General features: G+C 53.7%; 17 protein-coding genes. 7 read left to right on the top strand and 10 right to left on the bottom strand.

What is annotated here, in order from left to right; all coding sequences use genetic code 11:
- The first annotated feature begins 159 nt into the window (after window positions 1-159).
- Both glnD and dapD read left to right on the top strand, forming a co-directional pair.
- Window positions 160-2,832 (top strand): bifunctional uridylyltransferase/uridylyl-removing protein GlnD, encoded by a 2,673-nt coding sequence (gene glnD, locus ACLJQD_RS15270; RefSeq protein WP_017441523.1) that lies wholly within the window; start codon window positions 160-162, stop codon window positions 2,830-2,832.
- Between the two features lie 29 nt (window positions 2,833-2,861).
- Complete coding sequence (dapD, locus tag ACLJQD_RS15265) at window positions 2,862-3,686, top strand: 2,3,4,5-tetrahydropyridine-2,6-dicarboxylate N-succinyltransferase (RefSeq protein WP_001186673.1); 825 nt, start codon at window positions 2,862-2,864, stop codon at window positions 3,684-3,686.
- A gap of 36 nt (window positions 3,687-3,722) precedes the next feature.
- Here the strand turns inward: dapD and ACLJQD_RS15260 are convergent, their stop codons facing one another.
- Window positions 3,723-5,024 carry an MFS transporter gene (locus tag ACLJQD_RS15260; protein WP_017441524.1) on the bottom strand — a complete coding sequence of 434 codons (1,302 nt, stop codon included), beginning with the start codon at window positions 5,022-5,024 and terminating at the stop codon, window positions 3,723-3,725.
- 246 nt (window positions 5,025-5,270) lie between these two features.
- Here ACLJQD_RS15260 and ACLJQD_RS15255 point away from each other — a divergent pair, with 246 nt between their 5' ends.
- Entirely contained in the window at window positions 5,271-5,657 is a 387-nt protein-coding gene (locus ACLJQD_RS15255) for a DUF3461 family protein (protein ID WP_000272193.1), read from the top strand.
- An 88-nt stretch (window positions 5,658-5,745) separates the two neighbouring features.
- On the opposite strand, the gene cdaR is transcribed toward ACLJQD_RS15255, so the two are convergent.
- The 3 genes from cdaR to dgt all read right to left on the bottom strand — a co-directional run bounded on the left by cdaR (window position 5,746) and on the right by dgt (window position 10,130).
- On the bottom strand, window positions 5,746-6,903 hold the full coding sequence (gene cdaR, locus ACLJQD_RS15250) for a DNA-binding transcriptional regulator CdaR (protein ID WP_000929420.1): 1,158 nt from the start codon (window positions 6,901-6,903) through the stop codon (window positions 5,746-5,748).
- Between the two features lie 152 nt (window positions 6,904-7,055).
- Entirely contained in the window at window positions 7,056-8,483 is a 1,428-nt protein-coding gene (degP, locus tag ACLJQD_RS15245; protein ID WP_000753958.1) for a serine endoprotease DegP, read from the bottom strand.
- A gap of 129 nt (window positions 8,484-8,612) precedes the next feature.
- Window positions 8,613-10,130 (bottom strand): dGTPase, encoded by a 1,518-nt coding sequence (gene dgt, locus ACLJQD_RS15240; RefSeq protein ID WP_000146455.1) that lies wholly within the window; start codon window positions 10,128-10,130, stop codon window positions 8,613-8,615.
- Window positions 10,131-10,214: 84 nt separating this feature from the next.
- Between dgt and mtnN the strand changes: the two genes are divergently transcribed.
- From mtnN to ACLJQD_RS15225, 3 genes are read left to right on the top strand one after another with little or no spacing between them, the layout of a single operon-like run.
- Window positions 10,215-10,913 (top strand): 5'-methylthioadenosine/S-adenosylhomocysteine nucleosidase, encoded by a 699-nt coding sequence (gene mtnN / locus ACLJQD_RS15235; protein ID WP_017441525.1) that lies wholly within the window; start codon window positions 10,215-10,217, stop codon window positions 10,911-10,913.
- Entirely contained in the window at window positions 10,906-11,706 is an 801-nt protein-coding gene (gene btuF, locus ACLJQD_RS15230) for a vitamin B12 ABC transporter substrate-binding protein BtuF (protein ID WP_001118838.1), read from the top strand. The genes mtnN and btuF overlap by 8 nt, the downstream gene beginning before the upstream one ends.
- 36 nt (window positions 11,707-11,742) lie before the next feature.
- A complete protein-coding gene (locus tag ACLJQD_RS15225) occupies window positions 11,743-12,366 on the top strand; it encodes a TRIC cation channel family protein (RefSeq protein WP_000964234.1) in 624 nt (207 codons plus the stop codon).
- A gap of 100 nt (window positions 12,367-12,466) precedes the next feature.
- On the opposite strand, the gene erpA is transcribed toward ACLJQD_RS15225, so the two are convergent.
- Window positions 12,467-12,811, bottom strand: a complete 345-nt coding sequence (gene erpA / locus ACLJQD_RS15220) for an iron-sulfur cluster insertion protein ErpA (protein ID WP_001278668.1) — start codon at window positions 12,809-12,811, stop codon at window positions 12,467-12,469.
- 81 nt (window positions 12,812-12,892) lie between these two features.
- Window positions 12,893-14,314 (bottom strand): H(+)/Cl(-) exchange transporter ClcA, encoded by a 1,422-nt coding sequence (gene clcA / locus ACLJQD_RS15215; protein ID WP_000845436.1) that lies wholly within the window; start codon window positions 14,312-14,314, stop codon window positions 12,893-12,895.
- Window positions 14,315-14,483: 169 nt separating this feature from the next.
- Between clcA and hemL the strand changes: the two genes are divergently transcribed.
- On the top strand, window positions 14,484-15,764 hold the full coding sequence (hemL, locus tag ACLJQD_RS15210; protein WP_000045249.1) for a glutamate-1-semialdehyde 2,1-aminomutase: 1,281 nt from the start codon (window positions 14,484-14,486) through the stop codon (window positions 15,762-15,764).
- Between the two features lie 97 nt (window positions 15,765-15,861).
- Here the strand turns inward: hemL and stfH are convergent, their stop codons facing one another.
- From stfH to ACLJQD_RS15190, 4 genes are read right to left on the bottom strand one after another with little or no spacing between them, the layout of a single operon-like run.
- Window positions 15,862-16,701 carry a fimbrial adhesin StfH gene (gene stfH, locus ACLJQD_RS15205; protein ID WP_023139565.1) on the bottom strand — a complete coding sequence of 280 codons (840 nt, stop codon included), beginning with the start codon at window positions 16,699-16,701 and terminating at the stop codon, window positions 15,862-15,864.
- Window positions 16,701-17,231, bottom strand: a complete 531-nt coding sequence (locus ACLJQD_RS15200) for a fimbrial protein (RefSeq protein ID WP_001129321.1) — start codon at window positions 17,229-17,231, stop codon at window positions 16,701-16,703. The genes stfH and ACLJQD_RS15200 overlap by 1 nt, the downstream gene beginning before the upstream one ends.
- Entirely contained in the window at window positions 17,231-17,707 is a 477-nt protein-coding gene (stfF, locus tag ACLJQD_RS15195; protein ID WP_000725074.1) for a fimbrial minor subunit StfF, read from the bottom strand. The genes ACLJQD_RS15200 and stfF overlap by 1 nt, the downstream gene beginning before the upstream one ends.
- Complete coding sequence (locus ACLJQD_RS15190) at window positions 17,704-18,216, bottom strand: fimbrial protein (protein WP_001647824.1); 513 nt, start codon at window positions 18,214-18,216, stop codon at window positions 17,704-17,706. Before ACLJQD_RS15190 ends, stfF begins: the two co-directional genes overlap by 4 nt.
- Window positions 18,217-18,228: the final 12 nt, after the last annotated feature.

Genomic DNA, 18,228 nt, shown 5'->3' with positions numbered 1-18,228 from the left:
TCAAGGCGGCAAGAGAGTGAATCTTCAGGAGCGTACATAAGTACGTGACTGGATTGAACGAGCGCAGCCAACGTAGAAGCAACTTGAAGGATGAAGAGTAAATACGTAGGCCGGATAAGGCGTTCACGCCATTATCCGGCTTTTTAATGGGTGGCGCATATGAATACTCTTCCTGAACAGCACGCGAATACCGCACTCCCCACCCTCCCTGACCAGCCGCAAAACCCTGGCGTCTGGCCGCGCGCTGAACTGACCGTCGCCGGTATCAAAGCCCGCATCGACATCTTTCAACACTGGCTGGGAGAGGCATTTGACAGCGGCATTTGTGCTGAACAGCTTATTGAAGCTCGTACCGAATTTATCGACCAGTTGTTGCAACGCCTGTGGATTGAGGCCAGTTTCGGTCAGATTGCCGATCTGGCGCTGGTCGCCGTCGGCGGCTATGGACGCGGCGAACTGCATCCGCTTTCCGATATTGATCTGCTCATTTTAAGCCGCAAAAAGCTGCCCGATGAACAGGCGCAAAAGGTCGGCGAGCTGCTGACTTTATTATGGGACGTCAAGCTGGATGTCGGGCATAGCGTACGTACGCTGGAAGAGTGTCTGCTGGAAGGTCTGTCTGATTTAACCGTTGCGACAAACCTCATCGAAACGCGCCTGCTGATCGGTGATGTCGCTCTGTTTCTGGCACTGCAAAAACATATTTTCAGCGAAGGTTTTTGGCCGTCCGACAAATTTTACGCCGCCAAAGTAGAAGAGCAGAACCAGCGCCACCAGCGCTATCACGGTACCAGCTATAATCTGGAGCCGGATATTAAAAGCAGCCCCGGCGGCCTGCGCGATATCCATACGTTACAGTGGGTCGCCCGACGTCACTTCGGCGCTACCTCGCTCGATGAGATGGTGGGATTCGGCTTTTTAACCCCCGCTGAGCGCGCGGAGCTCAACGAGTGCCTGCATATCCTGTGGCGCATTCGCTTTGCGCTACATCTGGTGGTCAGCCGCTACGATAACCGCCTGCTGTTCGACCGCCAGTTAAGCGTCGCTCAACGCCTTAACTACAGCGGCGAGGGCAACGATCCGGTTGAGCGGATGATGAAAGACTACTTCCGGGTTACGCGCAGGGTGAGCGAACTTAATCAGATGCTGCTTCAGCTATTTGACGAGGCGATTCTGGCGCTGCCTGCGGATGAAAAACCACGTCCTGTTGACGATGAGTTTCAACTGCGCGGCACGCTTATTGATCTGCGTGACGACACGCTGTTTATCCGCGAACCGCAAGCGATCCTGCGCATGTTTTATATGATGGTGCGCAATAGCGCGATCACCGGCATCTACTCTACGACGTTACGCCACTTGCGCCACGCCCGCCGCCACCTGAGCCAACCGCTGTGTTACATCCCGGAGGCGCGCACTCTGTTTCTGAGTATGCTGCGCCATCCCGGCGCGGTCAGCCGCGGCCTGCTGCCCATGCATCGCCACAGCGTACTGTGGGCTTATATGCCGCAGTGGTCGCACATCGTCGGACAAATGCAGTTTGACCTGTTCCACGCATACACGGTGGATGAACACACCATCCGCGTAATGCTCAAACTGGAGAGCTTTGCGAAAGAAGAGACGCGCCAGCGCCATCCGCTATGCGTCGATCTCTGGCCGCGGCTTCCCCATCCGGAACTGATCCTGATCGCCGCGCTGTTCCACGATATTGCGAAAGGACGCGGCGGCGACCATTCGGTACTGGGCGCGCAGGATGTACTCACCTTCGCCGAACTGCACGGTTTGAACTCACGCGAAACGCAACTGGTCGCCTGGCTGGTGCGCCAACACCTGCTGATGTCAGTCACCGCCCAGCGCCGCGACATCCAGGATCCGGAAGTCATCAAGCAGTTCGCCGAAGAGGTGCAAACCGAAACACGGCTGCGTTTTCTGGTCTGCCTGACCGTCGCGGACATCTGCGCGACCAACGAAACCTTGTGGAATAGCTGGAAACAGAGCCTGCTGCGCGAGCTGTACTTCGCCACTGAAAAACAGCTCAGACGTGGAATGCAAAATACGCCGGATATGCGTGAGCGCGTGCGTCACCATCAGCTTCAGGCGCTGGCGCTGCTGCGAATGGACAATATTGATGAAGCCGCGCTGCATAAAATCTGGACCCGCTGTCGCGCTAACTATTTTGTTCGTCATAGTCCAAATCAGCTCGCCTGGCACGCACGCCATTTATTGCAGCACGATCTGAGCCAACCGTTAGTGTTGCTCAGTCCGCAGGCCACGCGCGGCGGAACCGAAATTTTTATCTGGAGTCCGGACAGACCCTATCTGTTTGCCGCCGTCTGCGCCGAGCTGGACAGGCGTAATTTAAGCGTCCATGACGCGCAGATCTTTACCACTCGCGACGGCATGGCAATGGATACGTTTATCGTTCTGGAACCAGACGGCAGCCCGCTGGCGGCGGATCGCCATGACGTTATTCGCACCGGTCTTGAACAGACCATTACGCAGCGTAGCTGGCAGCCGCCGCAGCCGCGTCGGCAACCGGCAAAGTTACGGCACTTTACGGTTGAAACGGAAGTCAATTTTCTGCCCACCCATACCGACAGAAAATCATTCATGGAATTGATCGCGCTCGATCAACCTGGTCTGCTGGCCAGGGTCGGACAAATTTTTGCCGATCTGGGAATTTCGCTTCATGGCGCCCGAATTACAACCATTGGTGAACGAGTAGAAGATTTATTCATAATCGCCACAGCGGATCGGCGCGCGCTTAATAATGTGCTGCAACTTGAGGTACAACAACGGTTGACAGCGGCCCTCAATCCAAACGATAAAGGGTAGTGTGTTTATTTATATGAAAGAGTTTAACAATGCAGCAGTTACAGAACGTTATTGAGACCGCTTTTGAGCGCCGCGCCGATATTACGCCGGCTAATGTAGATACCGTGACCCGAGAGGCGGTAAACCAGGTCATTTCTCTACTTGATTCCGGCGCGCTGCGTGTCGCAGAAAAAATCGACGGTCAGTGGGTCACTCACCAGTGGTTGAAGAAAGCGGTTCTGCTCTCTTTCCGTATTAACGATAACCAGGTTATCGACGGTGCGGAAAGCCGCTACTTCGATAAAGTCCCGATGAAATTCGCTGATTACGACGAAGCGCGTTTTCAGAAAGAAGGCTTCCGCGTCGTTCCGCCTGCGGCCGTTCGTCAGGGCGCATTTATCGCCCGCAACACCGTGCTGATGCCGTCTTACGTTAACATCGGCGCCTACGTTGACGAAGGCACCATGGTTGACACCTGGGCGACGGTGGGTTCCTGCGCGCAGATTGGTAAAAATGTTCACCTTTCCGGCGGCGTGGGTATCGGCGGCGTACTGGAGCCGCTGCAGGCTAACCCGACCATCATTGAAGACAACTGCTTTATTGGCGCGCGTTCTGAAGTCGTGGAAGGCGTCATTGTCGAAGAAGGTTCCGTCATTTCCATGGGGGTATACCTCGGCCAGAGCACCAAAATCTACGATCGCGAAACCGGTGAAGTTCACTATGGCCGCGTACCGGCGGGCTCCGTGGTCGTTTCCGGCAACCTGCCGTCAAAAGACGGCAAGTACAGTCTGTACTGCGCGGTGATCGTGAAAAAAGTCGACGCCAAAACGCGTGGTAAAGTGGGCATTAACGAATTATTGCGCACTATTGATTAAGCGAGTGAAAAGCGGGGGCGACAGCCCCCCTTTGCATTACGGCGAATGCGGTAACACGGTTTCCGGCGCAATCTTTGCCGCAAACGCCGAAGCCAGCGCAGTCAAAACGACATAACCGGCAACCAACGTCCAACTGTTATCATAGACTGCGCTTAACGCTTTAGCGATAAACGGCGTGAATCCCCCTGCCACAACCGCCCCCAACTGAGCGCCAATTGATGAACCGCTGTAGCGTACAGGCGGATGAAACAGTCCGGCGAAAAAAGAAGGTTGCACGGCATTCAGTGAATTATGACCAATGTTAATAAGCAGAACGTAGCCTATTGTCATCAGTATGAGCGAACGGCTTTCCAGCAGCCAGAAAAAGGGAAAAGCCATTGCCGCGACAAAAAGCGCGCCGAAAATATACACCTGACGGCAGCCACGCCGATCCGACATGATGCCAAATAGCACGTGCATGGGATACGCCAGCAGACAGGTGAACATTACAATGTACAGAATAGTCAGGCTGGCAATCCCAAGCTGCGTCGTCGCCCAGGAAACCGCGAAGACGGTGGCAAGAAAAAAGGGAACGCTTTCCGCAAAACGCAGAATTATAATCAGCAAAATGCTGCGCCATTGTTCTCGTACTACTTTGACCACCGGCCTTTCTTCTCTTTGCTGCCTATGATTAATGGCCTGCTGCTTTTTAAACGCACGGAAGACAGGCGTCTCATCCAGACGATGACGCATATATAATCCAGGCAGCACCAAAAGCGCACTGAGCAGAAAAGGAATACGCCATCCCCACAATAACAACGCCTCCTGCGGTAATTGGGTCACGACTATAAATACGCCTGTCGCCAATAATTGTCCCGTGAGTCCTCCTGTTTGCGATAGCGCGCTTAACCGCCCCCGGTGCTTTCCAGCAGCATATTCCACGACCATCAACATGGCGCCTCCCCATTCGCCTCCAACCATAAATCCCTGCAGAAAACGCAGAATAACCAGTAAGGCAGGCGCCAGCGCGCCAATACTGGCGTAAGAAGGCAGGCAACCGATGAGAAACGTGACCGCGCCCATCCCCCCTAACGTGATTAATAACGTGTTTTTACGCCCAAGCGTATCTCCCCTGTTGCCAAAAAATAGCGCGCCCAGCGGCCGGGAAATAAATCCCACGCCGAAACTGGCAAAAGAAGATAACGTTGCAGTCAATGGGCTGGCGCCAGGGAAAAAAAGCGGGCCAAATACCAGCGCGCTTGCCAGGCCGTATAATAGAAAATCATAATATTCAATGGAGTTTCCTATCCAGGCGGAAACCACCACCCGGCGAATAGTGGCATTATACGTTCCGGACATAGACTCCGCCTCTCAAGGTTATCGACCACTGCCTCCGGTCAATTTCCCACACTGACTTCAAACGCTTTCTCTATAAACGGAATATCGCGTTGAATTACTTAAGCTATCAATAACCGCCGCCCTTTTGCTCATGACGTTGCCGAGACGTCTTCTGCGATCAACCGCGCTTTTTTTGTATACATTGGTGGCGAAAAACCAATTTTTCGTTAATTATTCAAAAGTTATAGTGTGATGAAGGATACCGCTATGTATGACAATCTAAAAAGTCTGGGCATTACCAATCCTGAGGAAATCGATCGTTACAGCCTGCGGCAAGAAGCCAATAACGATATCCTGAAAATCTATTTTCAAAAGGATAGAGGTGAATTCTTTGCTAAAAGCGTGAAGTTTAAGTATCCACGCCAGCGTAAAACGGTGGTGGCCGATGGCATCGGTCAGGGTTATAAAGAAGTACAGGAGATTAGCCCTAACCTACGCTATGTGATTGACGAGCTGGACCAAATCTGCCAGCGCGACCGCTCAGAACTCGATCTCAAACGTAAGATCCTCGACGACTTGCGCCATCTGGAAAGCGTCGTCGCGAATAAGATCAGTGAAATCGAAGCCGATCTGGACAAGCTTACCCGTAAGTAAGCTGTGTGTTGCCGGATGGCGACGTGTTACGCCTTATCCGGCCTACAGATATATCCCCGTAGGCCTGATAAGCGTAGCGCCGCCGGGCTTAACGCTGTTCATCCAATTGTAGCGCCACATACAGCAACAGCCGATCGTCAAAATTTCCCAAATCCAGCCCGGTCAGTTCCGAAATACGATTTAGCCGATATTCCAACGTGTTACGATGAATAAACAGCGCCTTAGAGGTCGCCAGCGGCTGGACATTATGGCGAAACCACGCCGTCAGCGTCCGACGTAATAACCCGTTGTTATCCATCGCTTTGAGTTTTACCAGCGGGCGCGCCAGCTCATTGGCCTGCCAGCCGCCACGCAGGCTATCTAACAGAACCGGCAGCATCAAATCCTGATAAAAATAGCTGCGGCTTTCTGGCATCCGCTGTTTGCCGACCATCATCGTGGTGCGCGCCGTGCGGTATGAGCGTGCAATACTGCCCGGCCCGGTAAAGTAATTGCCCAGCGCCACGCGAAAACGTAGCTGACCATTCTCTTTCATGCGCGAGATAAGCTGCTCTACGCGCTTACGATGATCTTCAGCATCCCAGCGACCAAACGAGTTTAAGGCGGGTTTGAGCACCACCATCTCGGTGAGAGAAACAATGGCTATCAGGTTGTTACGCTCCGGCGTGGTAAGCGCATTCTGCAACTGCTGAAGTTCCGCCATTGCGCTATCGACGCCAAGCTGGCCGCTGTCGACTTCCACCACCGCCGCCACACGCGGCTGGTTCAAATCGATCCCCAAACGCTGCGCCCATTCCACCAGCGCCGGCGTATTTTCTTCGGCCTGAATCAGGTTCATTACCAGCTCTTCACGCAAGCGGCTATCCTGCGCCAAAAGGTGCATTAACCGCGACTGTTCCAGCATCATTTCGGCAGTCATACACACCAGTTCACCATATTTACGCAGATGCTCTGGTTCGCCGGTGAGGCCGATCACGCCGACAATTTCGCCCTCAAGGCGTAAGGGAAGATTAATCCCCTGACGCACCCCGTGCAGGTGTCGCGCCACAGCGTCGTCGATATCCACAACCCGGCCCTGCGACAGCACTAACAGCGCGCCTTCGTGCAATTCACCAATACGTTCCCGATCGCCGCTGCCGATAATACGCCCGCGGGCATCCATTACGTTGATATTGGTATCAATGATGCGCATAGTGCGCGCCACGATATCCTGCGCCATTTTGGTATCAAGATGCCAGCCAGCCATAAATCCCTCCTGTGAGCAGAGCACAAGCATAAGGAAGATGACAGGTCTCGACATTGTGCAAATGCACAAAACGGTGCAAATAAGTATGGAGTTGTGGGGGGTTTCACAGAAAAGTGTTGCCCCCTTCCGTGGTGGAAGGGGGACAAAGGTGATTACTGCATCAGCAAATAAATAGAACTATCACCACGCTGAATATTCAGCGCCAGTACCGACGGCTTGCTGTCGAGAATCTTACGCAGCTCGGCGATATTTTTCACCGGCTGCTGGTTAGCGCCGATAATCACATCGCCTTTTTTGAGGCCAATTTGCGCGGCGGGTGAGTTCGCTTTCACGCTGCTCACCACAACGCCTTTATCCTGGCCTTTATTGCTCATTTCAGCGCCTTCAATCCCGCTGAAGATGGTGCTGGAATCAACCTGACTCTGGCTGCTCTGCTGCAGTTCCAGATTCACCGTAATCGCTTTACCTTCACGCAGCAGACCGAGGCTGATTTTGCTGCCGACCGGCATAGTGCCGACCTGAGCGCGCAGCGCCGCAAAGCTGCTGATCGGTTTACCGTTCAGCGAGGTAATGACATCCCCGGCTTTGATACCCGCTTTCGCCGCGGACGAATTCGGCATCACCTGGCTGACGAACGCGCCTCGCTGGGCGTCGACTTTCATCGCTTTCGCCAATTCGGAATTCAGCTCAGTCCCCATGATCCCCAGTTCGCCGCGTTTCACCTGGCCGTATTCCACCATCTGCGACGTCAGGTTTTTCACCATGTTACTGGGGATAGCGAAGCCGATACCGATGTTGCCGCCGTCCGGCGCCAGAATCGCGGTGTTAATACCGATCAGCTCACCGTTCAGGTTCACCAGCGCGCCGCCGGAGTTACCGCGGTTAATCGCGGCGTCGGTCTGAATAAAGTTCTCGTAATTTTCTACGTTCAGGCCGCTACGCCCCAGCGCCGAAACGATACCTGACGTCACCGTTTCGCCCAGACCAAACGGGTTACCAATAGCGACGGTATAATCCCCCACGCGCAGCGCGTCGGAGTCCGCCAGCTTAATCGCCGTCAGGTTCTTCGGATTCTGAATTTGAATCAGCGCGATATCAGAACGCGGATCTTTGCCCACCACTTTAGCATCGAATTTACGCCCATCGCTAAGCTGTACTTTAATCACGCTGGCGTTATCAACCACGTGGTTGTTGGTGACGACGTAGCCCTTCGCGGCGTCAATAATTACGCCGGAGCCCAGCGCCATGAATTTCTGTTGTTGACCGCCGTTGCCGCCGTTACCGCCGCCCTGGCAGAACGGAGAATTCTGGAACGGAGAACCGTCCTGGCAGAACGGGGAGTCATCGCCAAAGAACTGCTGGAAATTACGCGGCATACGCGGCGTATTCACCGTGGTGCTACCTTCTACATTAATACTGACCACCGATGGCATCACTTTTTCGAGCATCGGTGCCAGGCTTGGCATCTGCTGGGCAGTCATTGCTGAAGAGGACGTTTCAGCCGCCGTGGCAGACAGAGGCGACAATGCCAAACCTAAACTCAGAGCCAGTGCACTCATTGCTAATGTGGTTTTTTTCATGTGTTTCAATCTCGATTAACAGGTAACGCAAAATTGCTGTGTACGTCAGATTCATTTTATAACGCGAAGTTCCGGAATAAAGTTTCTGGAAAAAGTAAAAATTTATTGTCCATCTTTACAAAAGTCCATTTACTGTTCGACCGCCATCAAACGCCGATATTCATCCCATGCGTAAAGGTCAGTCATCCCGCTGATATAATCCTGAATCAACCGACAGCGATAATAATATTCCAGTACCGGGTACTCCGCCGAATCCGTGGGTAATTTACTGACGACTTCCACGTAGGCCAAACGATGGCGCGTAGAAAGTTTCTGAAATAAGCGCGATTCTATAGGGAAGCGTTTCAACCGTTCTTTTTCCACCAGCTCGCGAAAGTCGTTAAGCGACAGGCTTAATAGCGGCTGATAGATATCTAATAATCCGCTGATCACCCGGTATCCCTGTAGTTCAAGCTGTTCTACATCCGGATGGCTAAACACATGTTCAACCGCCACATTCTTATAGAGTTCAAGCAGGCGGCTAAAACCGCTGGCATCTTCCAGCAACGCCTGATTGAAGGTACCGGCAAAAATCTGCGGCAAATTATCAATAAAACGCTGAGCGGCATAGGGCACCAGTTTATTTAATGTATTTACCCGTAAATACATAAAAAACTGATCTTCGGTACTGCGGCTTAATGTATTGGCGCGTGATTTTTCCCACGCATTTCCTACCACCAGCTCAAACAGCGAATCCTTCTCATGGTGGCCCCACGCGTGATATAAATGGTGATAAAGCTGCTCAACGCTAAAGATTCTTTTCTCTACCGCGTCTTCAAGATCGGCGACACAATAAGAAATATCATCTGCGGCTTCCATAATCCACGTTAATGGAAAGCGACTGTAAGGCGCTAACTGCAGTTCTTTACGTAACCTCGCAATATACTTCTCTTCAGAAAGATAATAGCCCGGTTTCTTCATTAAATAGCGATGGGAATCCGGCACCGGCCCTCGCCACCATGCCGGACGGGTATATTTTAAAATTCCGCCAACCTGCGCCCAGGTAAGATTCATCCGCATGAGCGTATGCACCAGACGAATTCCCTGTGCATTGCCTTCAAAATGGCAGATATCCTGACGTACCTTGCGGCGAATATCGTTCAGATTTTCTTCACCTTCCTGTAACCGTAGCGAGGAAACCACACAGCGATCATGCGTGAGCGGCTGACTTTCCGCATCTTCCGGATGCAGCCGCTGACGAAACCAGTCATTGATCGCCGCCTCGCCAAAATGACCAAACGGCGGATTACCGATATCGTGCATCAGGCAGGCCATTTCTACAATACTTTCAAAGGGACCGGTCAGCGTATCCAGACCGTACTCCTCCAGCCGGTTTTGCTCTTTCAGGCGGCTTAAAATCTCTTTCGCGATATAACGCCCTACCTGCTGCACCTCCATCGAATGCGTCAGGCGGGTACGCACCGCGGCATTGCGCTCCAGCGGGAAAACCTGCGTTTTTTGCTGCAAACGGCGTATAGCCGGAGAGTTGATAATCCGCCCGCGATCGCTTTCAAAAATCCGCAGGATCTCATGTTCCGTCTTTACGCCCTGCGGTGAACGATAACGACGATGCCAGTTAATTTTATTTCGGAAATCGATCGATGCCATATCCTCTCCCCGCCTGAGAAATGCGCTTCCCCATAAGCGCATGATAAACTATGCCCCCAAAACTGACTTATCGCGAGTAAATCTATGAAAATCGGCATCATTGGCGCAATGGAAGAAGAAGTTACGCTGCTGCGTGACAAAATTGACAACCGTCAGACGATTACGCTGGGCGGCTGCGAAATTTACACTGGCCAGTTGAACGGCACCGAAGTGGCGTTGCTGAAATCCGGTATCGGTAAAGTCGCGGCGGCGCTGGGCGCAACGTTGCTTCTGGAGCACTGCAAGCCGGACGTGATCATCAATACCGGTTCCGCAGGCGGTCTGGCGTCCACGCTGAAGGTCGGCGATATCGTCGTCTCTGACGAAGCGCGTTACCACGACGCTGATGTGACCGCTTTCGGCTATGAATACGGGCAATTACCGGGCTGTCCGGCTGGATTTAAGGCCGATGACAAACTGATCGCCGTCGCGGAATCCTGCATCAGGGAGTTGAATCTGAACGCGGTACGCGGCCTTATTGTTAGCGGCGACGCGTTTATTAACGGCTCTGTCGGGCTGGCGAAAATTCGGCATAACTTCCCCGACGCGGTCGCCGTAGAGATGGAAGCCACCGCTATCGCCCACGTCTGCTATAACTTCAACGTGCCGTTCGTGGTGGTACGCGCTATCTCTGACGTGGCCGATCAGCAATCGCACCTCAGCTTTGACGAATTCCTCGCGGTGGCGGCGAAACAGTCGACTCTGATGGTCGAAACGCTGGTACAGAAACTGGCGCATGGCTAAGCAAATGTTCAGGGCGCTGGTCGCCCTGCTGCTTACGCTCCCGGTGTGGCTTTACGCTGCGCCGCGCGTCATTACCCTCTCTCCCGCCAATACGGAGCTCGCTTTTGCCGCCGGGATTACGCCCGTTGGCGTCAGCAGCTATTCCGACTACCCGCCCGAAGCGCAAAAAATAGAACAGGTCTCTACCTGGCAGGGAATGAATCTGGAACGCATTGTGGCGCTGAAGCCGGATCTGGTCGTCGCCTGGCGCGGCGGTAATGCGGAACGCCAGGTAAACCAACTGACGTCATTAGGTATTAAGGTCATGTGGGTGGACGCGGTAAGCATCGAACAGATCGCCGACACGCTCCGTCAACTGGCCGCCTGGAGCCCGCAGCCGGAAAAGGCTCAGCAGGCAGCGCAGACATTACTAAACGAGTACGCCGCACTCAACGCCGAGTATGCCGGTAAAGCTAAAAAGCGCGTCTTTCTTCAGTTTGGCATGAATCCTCTGTTTACCAGTGGTAAAGGGTCTATTCAACATCAGGTTTTGACGACCTGCGGCGGAGAAAACGTCTTTGCTGACAGCCGCGTGCCGTGGCCGCAAGTCAGCCGTGAACAGGTGCTGGCAAGGCATCCTCAGGCCATTATCGTGGCCGGAAAAGCGGGCGAAATTCTCAAAATTGAACAATACTGGGGAAACCTGTTAAAAATTCCGGTTATTCCGCTTAACAGCGACTGGTTTGAACGCGCAAGCCCGCGTATTATCCTCGCCGCAAAACAACTCTGTAATGCGCTTTCACAGGTGAATTAGAGCCTGTCTTACCAGGCTCCCAGTGGGGATTCGACAATGCTCGTCTATTGGCTGGATATTGTAGGCACGGCTGTATTTGCTATCTCTGGCGTGTTGCTGGCCGGGAAATTACGTATGGACCCGTTCGGCGTCCTGGTGCTCGGCGTCGTTACTGCCGTCGGCGGCGGGACAATCCGCGATATGGCGCTGGATAACGGCCCGGTATTCTGGGTTAAAGATCCTACCGATTTGGTCGTCGCCATGGTCACCAGTATGCTGACCATCCTGCTGGTTCGCCAGCCAAGACGTTTGCCGAAATGGATGTTGCCGGTACTGGATGCGGTCGGGCTGGCGGTGTTTGTCGGCATTGGGGTGAATAAAGCCTTCCTCGCTGAAACGGGGCCATTAGTGGCTGTCTGTATGGGCGTGATTACCGGCGTCGGCGGCGGGATTATTCGCGATGTCCTGGCACGCGAGATCCCCATGATCCTACGCACCGAAATCTATGCCACGGCCTGTATTATCGGCGGGATTGTTCACGCTACCGCGTTTTATACGTTTTCAGTACCGCTGGAAAGCGCCAGCATGATGGGTATGGTCGTCACGCTGTTCATTCGGCTGGCGGCCATTCGCTGGCATTTGAAATTGCCGACGTTTGCCCTGGATGAAAACGGACGTTGATATTGTTTTGCCCGATGGCGCTACGCTTATCGGGCCTGGAACATCTTTCCTGTCGGCCGGATAAGACGCTCGCGTCGCCATCCGGCACAACGAACAACAATCAAATGCTGAAGGAAGAGCCACACCCGCAGGTACTTTTCGCATTCGGGTTGGTTACAATGAAGCGGGAACCTTCCAGGCCTTCGGTATAATCGACCGAACCACCCACCAGATACTGCAAACTCATCGGGTCAACCACCAGGCCAACGCCCTGTTTTTCGATGGTCATATCCCCTTCGTTCACCTGATCGTCAAAGGTAAAACCATACTGGAAGCCGCTGCAACCACCGCCGGTGATATACACGCGCAGTTTCAGATTCGGGTTATCTTCGTCAGCGATAAGACTTTTTACTTTATTCGCTGCTGCGTCGGTAAACTGCAGCGGCAGCGCTACGTCATCACTCATATTTTGCTCCAAACGACATCGGTAATTGGATAAATTTTCACCCAATATTGGCAGTCATTATCTAATACCCTGGTAATTCGTTCAAGTATTCTCGCCCGCAGGCGCATTCTGGTTTTTCGCCGCCTGTTCCGCATCCTGCTTCGCCAGAGTGCGCGCCAGGATGGTTGAGTATAACGGTTTCCCGCCCAAAAACTGGGCTAATAGTGTCGCGCCAAGACAGGTGATAATCATTGGCAAAATGAGCTGGTAGTTATCGGTCATCTCCAGCACCAGCACAATCCCCGTCAGCGGGGCGCGCACCGACGCCGCCATCAGCGCCCCCATCCCGGCAATCGCAAAGGTACCGGCCTCCAGGTGATACTGCGGGAAAAGCACTGCCGCCGCCATACCGAAGGCCGTACCAAGCAGCGTTCCCAGCGCCAGCATCGGGGCGAAAATGCCCCCCGGCGCGCCGGAAGAAAAGCAAAGCAGCGTCGTGACCACCCGGGCAATAAAGATGAACAGCAGTAGCCCGACGCTAAAATTACCTGCCGCGGCGATAGGAATAAGGTTAAATCCGCCGCCTGCCGCTTCCGGCTCAATCAACCCCAGAATACCGCACAGGCCGCCGATCGCGCCGCCCATTAGCACCCATTTTTTAATTTCGCCGCCATGAAAGCGCTGAAACATATCCTGGGTACGCAGCACCAGAGAATTAAATACCGGCCCGACGCAGCCAAAAATAATACCGAGGATAAGGTATAACCACAGTGTGTTAACCGGCGCATCAGACAGTTTGCCGACTTCAATAATCGGCGCTTCGCCGTTAAATATGCGGAACACAATGCTCGACATGATGACGCCGGTAAACACCGCTTTAATCGAAATCAGGTTGTAGCGAAACTGCGGGCGCATCTCTTCAATAATAAACAGGATACCCGCCAGCGGCGCGTTAAACGCCGCAGAGAGCCCCGCCGCCGCGCCGGTCGCCAGCAACGTATGCCGCGCTTCGGCGCTGCGCATACGAAAAACATCCAGCACCATGCGCCCCAGGTTGCCCCCGATTTGCACCGTTGGCCCTTCGCGCCCTAATACCATTCCTGCGCCCAACGTTCCCATCCCGCCGATAAACTTCACCGGCAACACGCGCCACCAGCGCACCGGACGTAGCTCCTCCAGCGCGCCTTCAATTTCCGGGATACCCGAGCCGCCGGCTTCCGGCGCAAATTTTCGCACCAAAAAGTAGCCGACCATCGCCAGTAACGCCGAAAGGATAAAGGCCAGCGGCCAAAGCAAAAACGCATGGTCCGCGACCTGAACCAGCGCGCCAATGCGCATGTTTTGTACCCAGGAAACGGCCTTTTCAAAGGCGACGCCAACCAGTCCGGTAAGCGTGCCGACAACGGCCGCCATTAACAGGATGGCCAGCGGCGTTTTATCCCGCTGCATTAACCGGCGAATCTGATCTCTGCGCCGTAAACGCACAATTTGCTGAGCTAAAAAGGTGGAAGTGTCTGTTTTCATCAGAAGATCATTAATTGGTAATACAAATCTAAAGTCGGCATTCTACTCGCCAACGCCGCGAAAATCCCCTGCAAATCGTATTGTTTCAAATGCGTAAAACTTTCATAACCTTCTCTGAATAACTTAGAATAGCGGGTATTCACTTTTTCTACGAACCAGGAATCTTTCCATGAGTAAGTCTGAAAATCTCTATAGCGCGGCCCGCGAGCTGATCCCCGGCGGCGTGAACTCCCCTGTTCGCGCCTTCACTGGCGTGGGCGGCACCCCGCTGTTTATCGAAAAAGCGGACGGCGCGTATCTTTATGATGTCGATGGCAAAGCGTATATCGACTATGTCGGTTCCTGGGGGCCAATGGTACTGGGGCATAACCATCCGGCTATCCGCAATGCGGTGATCGAAGCTGCGGAGCGCGGTTTAAGCTTCGGCGCGCCAACCGAAATGGAAGTGAAAATGGCGGAACTGGTCACCAACCTGGTGCCGACCATGGACATGGTGCGCATGGTGAACTCCGGCACCGAAGCGACCATGAGCGCGATTCGCCTGGCGCGTGGTTTTACTGGCCGCGATAAGATTATCAAATTCGAAGGCTGCTACCACGGCCACGCAGACTGCCTGCTGGTCAAAGCCGGTTCTGGCGCGCTGACGCTTGGTCAGCCGAACTCGCCGGGCGTGCCGGCAGATTTCGCGAAACATACGCTGACCTGCACTTATAACGATCTGGCATCAGTGCGCGCGGCGTTTGAACAATATCCGCAGGAAATTGCCTGTATCATCGTCGAACCCGTGGCGGGCAATATGAACTGCGTCCCGCCGCTGCCGGAATTTCTGCCCGGTCTGCGCGCCTTGTGCGATGAGTTCGGCGCACTGCTGATTATCGACGAAGTGATGACCGGTTTTCGCGTAGCACTGGCCGGAGCCCAGGATTACTACGGCGTCGTGCCTGACCTGACCTGTCTGGGTAAAATCATCGGCGGCGGGATGCCGGTAGGCGCGTTTGGCGGTCGTCGCGATGTAATGGATGCGCTGGCGCCGACGGGCCCGGTTTACCAGGCTGGCACCCTTTCCGGCAACCCGATTGCGATGGCGGCCGGTTTCGCCTGCCTGAATGAAGTCGCCCAACCCGGCATTCATGAAACGCTGGATGAGCTCACCACCCGTCTGGCGGAAGGTTTGCTGGAAGCTGCCGAAGAAGCGAATATTCCGCTGGTGGTTAACCATGTCGGCGGCATGTTCGGGATTTTCTTCACCGACGCTGAGAGCGTAACCTGCTATCAGGACGTGATGGCGTGCGACGTGGAACGCTTTAAGCGTTTCTTCCACCTGATGCTGGAGGAAGGCGTGTATCTGGCGCCATCGGCGTTTGAGGCGGGCTTTATGTCGGTCGCACACAGCATGGACGACATTAATAATACTATTGACGCCGCGCGTCGGGTGTTTGCGAAATTGTAAAAGAGAACGTCCAGAAACAACATAGGCCGGGTAAGGCGAAGCCGCCACCCGGCTTTTTTTGGTCCATCGCAGGTTAGCCTGAACCGCACCAGACAACCTAAAGCTCATCAATAATATACTGAAAGCTACAGGTCGACGTGAACTGCCCGGAGCCAATGTTGCTGGTGTTCACCGCCACATTAATGTCATGAAGTTCAACATCGGTTATCGGATGATCAACGGCGCTGGTCGTGACGCTCGACTGGTCGCAGCCCAGCACATTGAGCGTAATACCCGATGAGACAAAACGGCAATAAGCGCCACGGTTGTCAAATTTGCTGCCATCGCAAAGTTTTCCCCCCTCCATCAAATAGGTATGTAACGTGCGATTCACCGTGCCACCGGTGGCATCAAGCATGAGGGTTGTTTTCTGTTTCGAAACGTTCGCATCCCAGGAGATATCAAAAGTATCAACGGGAACTTTCGGGCAAACTGAACTGCGCGTATCCGGCGGAGAATACGTTTCGTTAGTGATAAAAGCGGTAGCAACGATATGGCTCGACGCCAGCCAGGGGCAACCATAATCATCGCTTTGTACTGTAATCTCCAGGGTAAAAGAGCCACACCCCCTCCAGTTCGAGGGAAGATTCTTGCACGCAGATCGCGAAACAGTGTTATCAAAATCCTTCAATACAACCTTCGGCGCAGGTTCTGGCCCAGACCAGGAGTCTGCGGTTAGCGTTTCTCCTTTACGATGTCCCGAAAGGTTCCAGGAGCCATAGTACACTCCCTCCGGAGTCGCTATCGTCACCTCCGCCACAATAGATTTGTCGCTATTAGGGCCAATACCATAATACATCGTGGTGCTTGAAAATGTCGCTTTCAGCATGGGTCCCGCCGCTATTGAACGGCAACAAACGACCGCCAACAGTAAAAATAAAATCTGTATGTTTCTCATCATAAATACTCAAATGTAACTAGTGCGCTTGCGAAGAACGTTCCCGGAACCAGATCTTCGCCAGGAAGGCGTTGTACCCAGGCATTCAGGCTTAGCGCGTTATTCCCCGTCACCAGCGTGAATATCGCACCCTCTTCATCGTTCATGCCCACGGGAACGCCGGATAGCGTTTCAATACCAATCCCGATCCCGGAAGCGCCTGAGTGGCTATCGATGGCCAGGATACCGCGCATTCCGGTCGCTTCGGTTCCAGTGAAAGTCACCTGCACCCCGTTACTCAGCGCCGAATCGCAATCCGTGAGTTCAAACACCAAAGGCTTACGAGCAGACTGGCCGTCGGGAGTGAAATCAGAACTGTCAAGCGACGAAAAATTGACTTCGGCAATCCCCGTCCCCTGCATCGTGAGCGTGCAAGGACTGGCCACCAGGCTACCGGAAAAATGCAGGTTATCTGCCGCTGAGACCGGCAATATCAGCGCCCCACAGAGGATGCAGGCCGCGCCGTGTAATAACGCCTGTCTTTTAGCCATTACTGATAATCCACCTGTAATGTTGCCGTCGCATCGAAGCCGCCTTCTTTCAGCGAAGCACCGCTCTTTTTAACCGGTATGGCTTTCAGAACAGGTATCGATTGTTCATTCACCGTAATGGTGGACCCCAACGTAAAGGGTTGGTCGTTCTGCCTGAGTTCAATCCCCAGTCCCGCCACGCTGGTGTTTACCGCCGCCGGATTAAAATCACTCACGGAACCGCTTAGCGTCAGGGTCATCGCCATCGTCTCATCGCGCACCGTTGAATCACAGGTGATCTCATACGGAACATTCTGCGCATAACGCGTACCATCTATTTTATTAATCAGCAGGTTACCGAACTCAACGTCGATCGTCTGATCATTGTTAATCGTACAATTCGGCGGTGAAATTAATGTGCCGTGAAACTTAAGATTATCGGCTGCCTGTGCGGCAAGGCTGCCCCCCATTAACATCGTCAAAACTATTTTTTTCATTGGTAATCCACCACCAACGTGGCGCCTGCGTTAAACGCGCCACCTGTTAACGTTACGCCATTATTTTTGACGGGAATTGCCTCAATGGCCGGACCGCTGCCACCGCTGTATTGAAATGACAACCATTGCGTATTGCCGGGTGAAATCAGCGCGCCATCCGTGGCGGTTTGCAGTCGGATACCCAATCCATCGACATCGGTTTGCAATACCGACTCGCCATTGATAGTCACCGCATTCCCCTGAATCTGTAACTTCAGGTAATCGCTCACTCTGCCGTTACAGCTCAGGCGATAGCCCACCGCCTGCCGGTAATTCACCCCGTCCACTTTCGTCGTCAACACATTGCCAAATTCCACCTCACCGCCGGTCACAGTACAGGGCGGCGCGGCATTAACGACTATCGTCAGCGTCATGTTGACCGTCTTACTTTCCGCTGCCAGCGGCATACTGACCGCACTCAGCATGGCCGCACACGTTACCGTGCCCAGCCGTAACCGCCATTGCCTCATCTTGCGTCTCCT

Origin of the sequence: Salmonella sp. SAL04214, from assembly GCF_046550615.1 — a bacterium.
Classification (GTDB): domain Bacteria; phylum Pseudomonadota; class Gammaproteobacteria; order Enterobacterales; family Enterobacteriaceae; genus Salmonella; species Salmonella enterica.
Note: the sequence above shows the minus strand (reverse complement) of the source record. Positions and strands in the feature narration are given on the sequence as shown.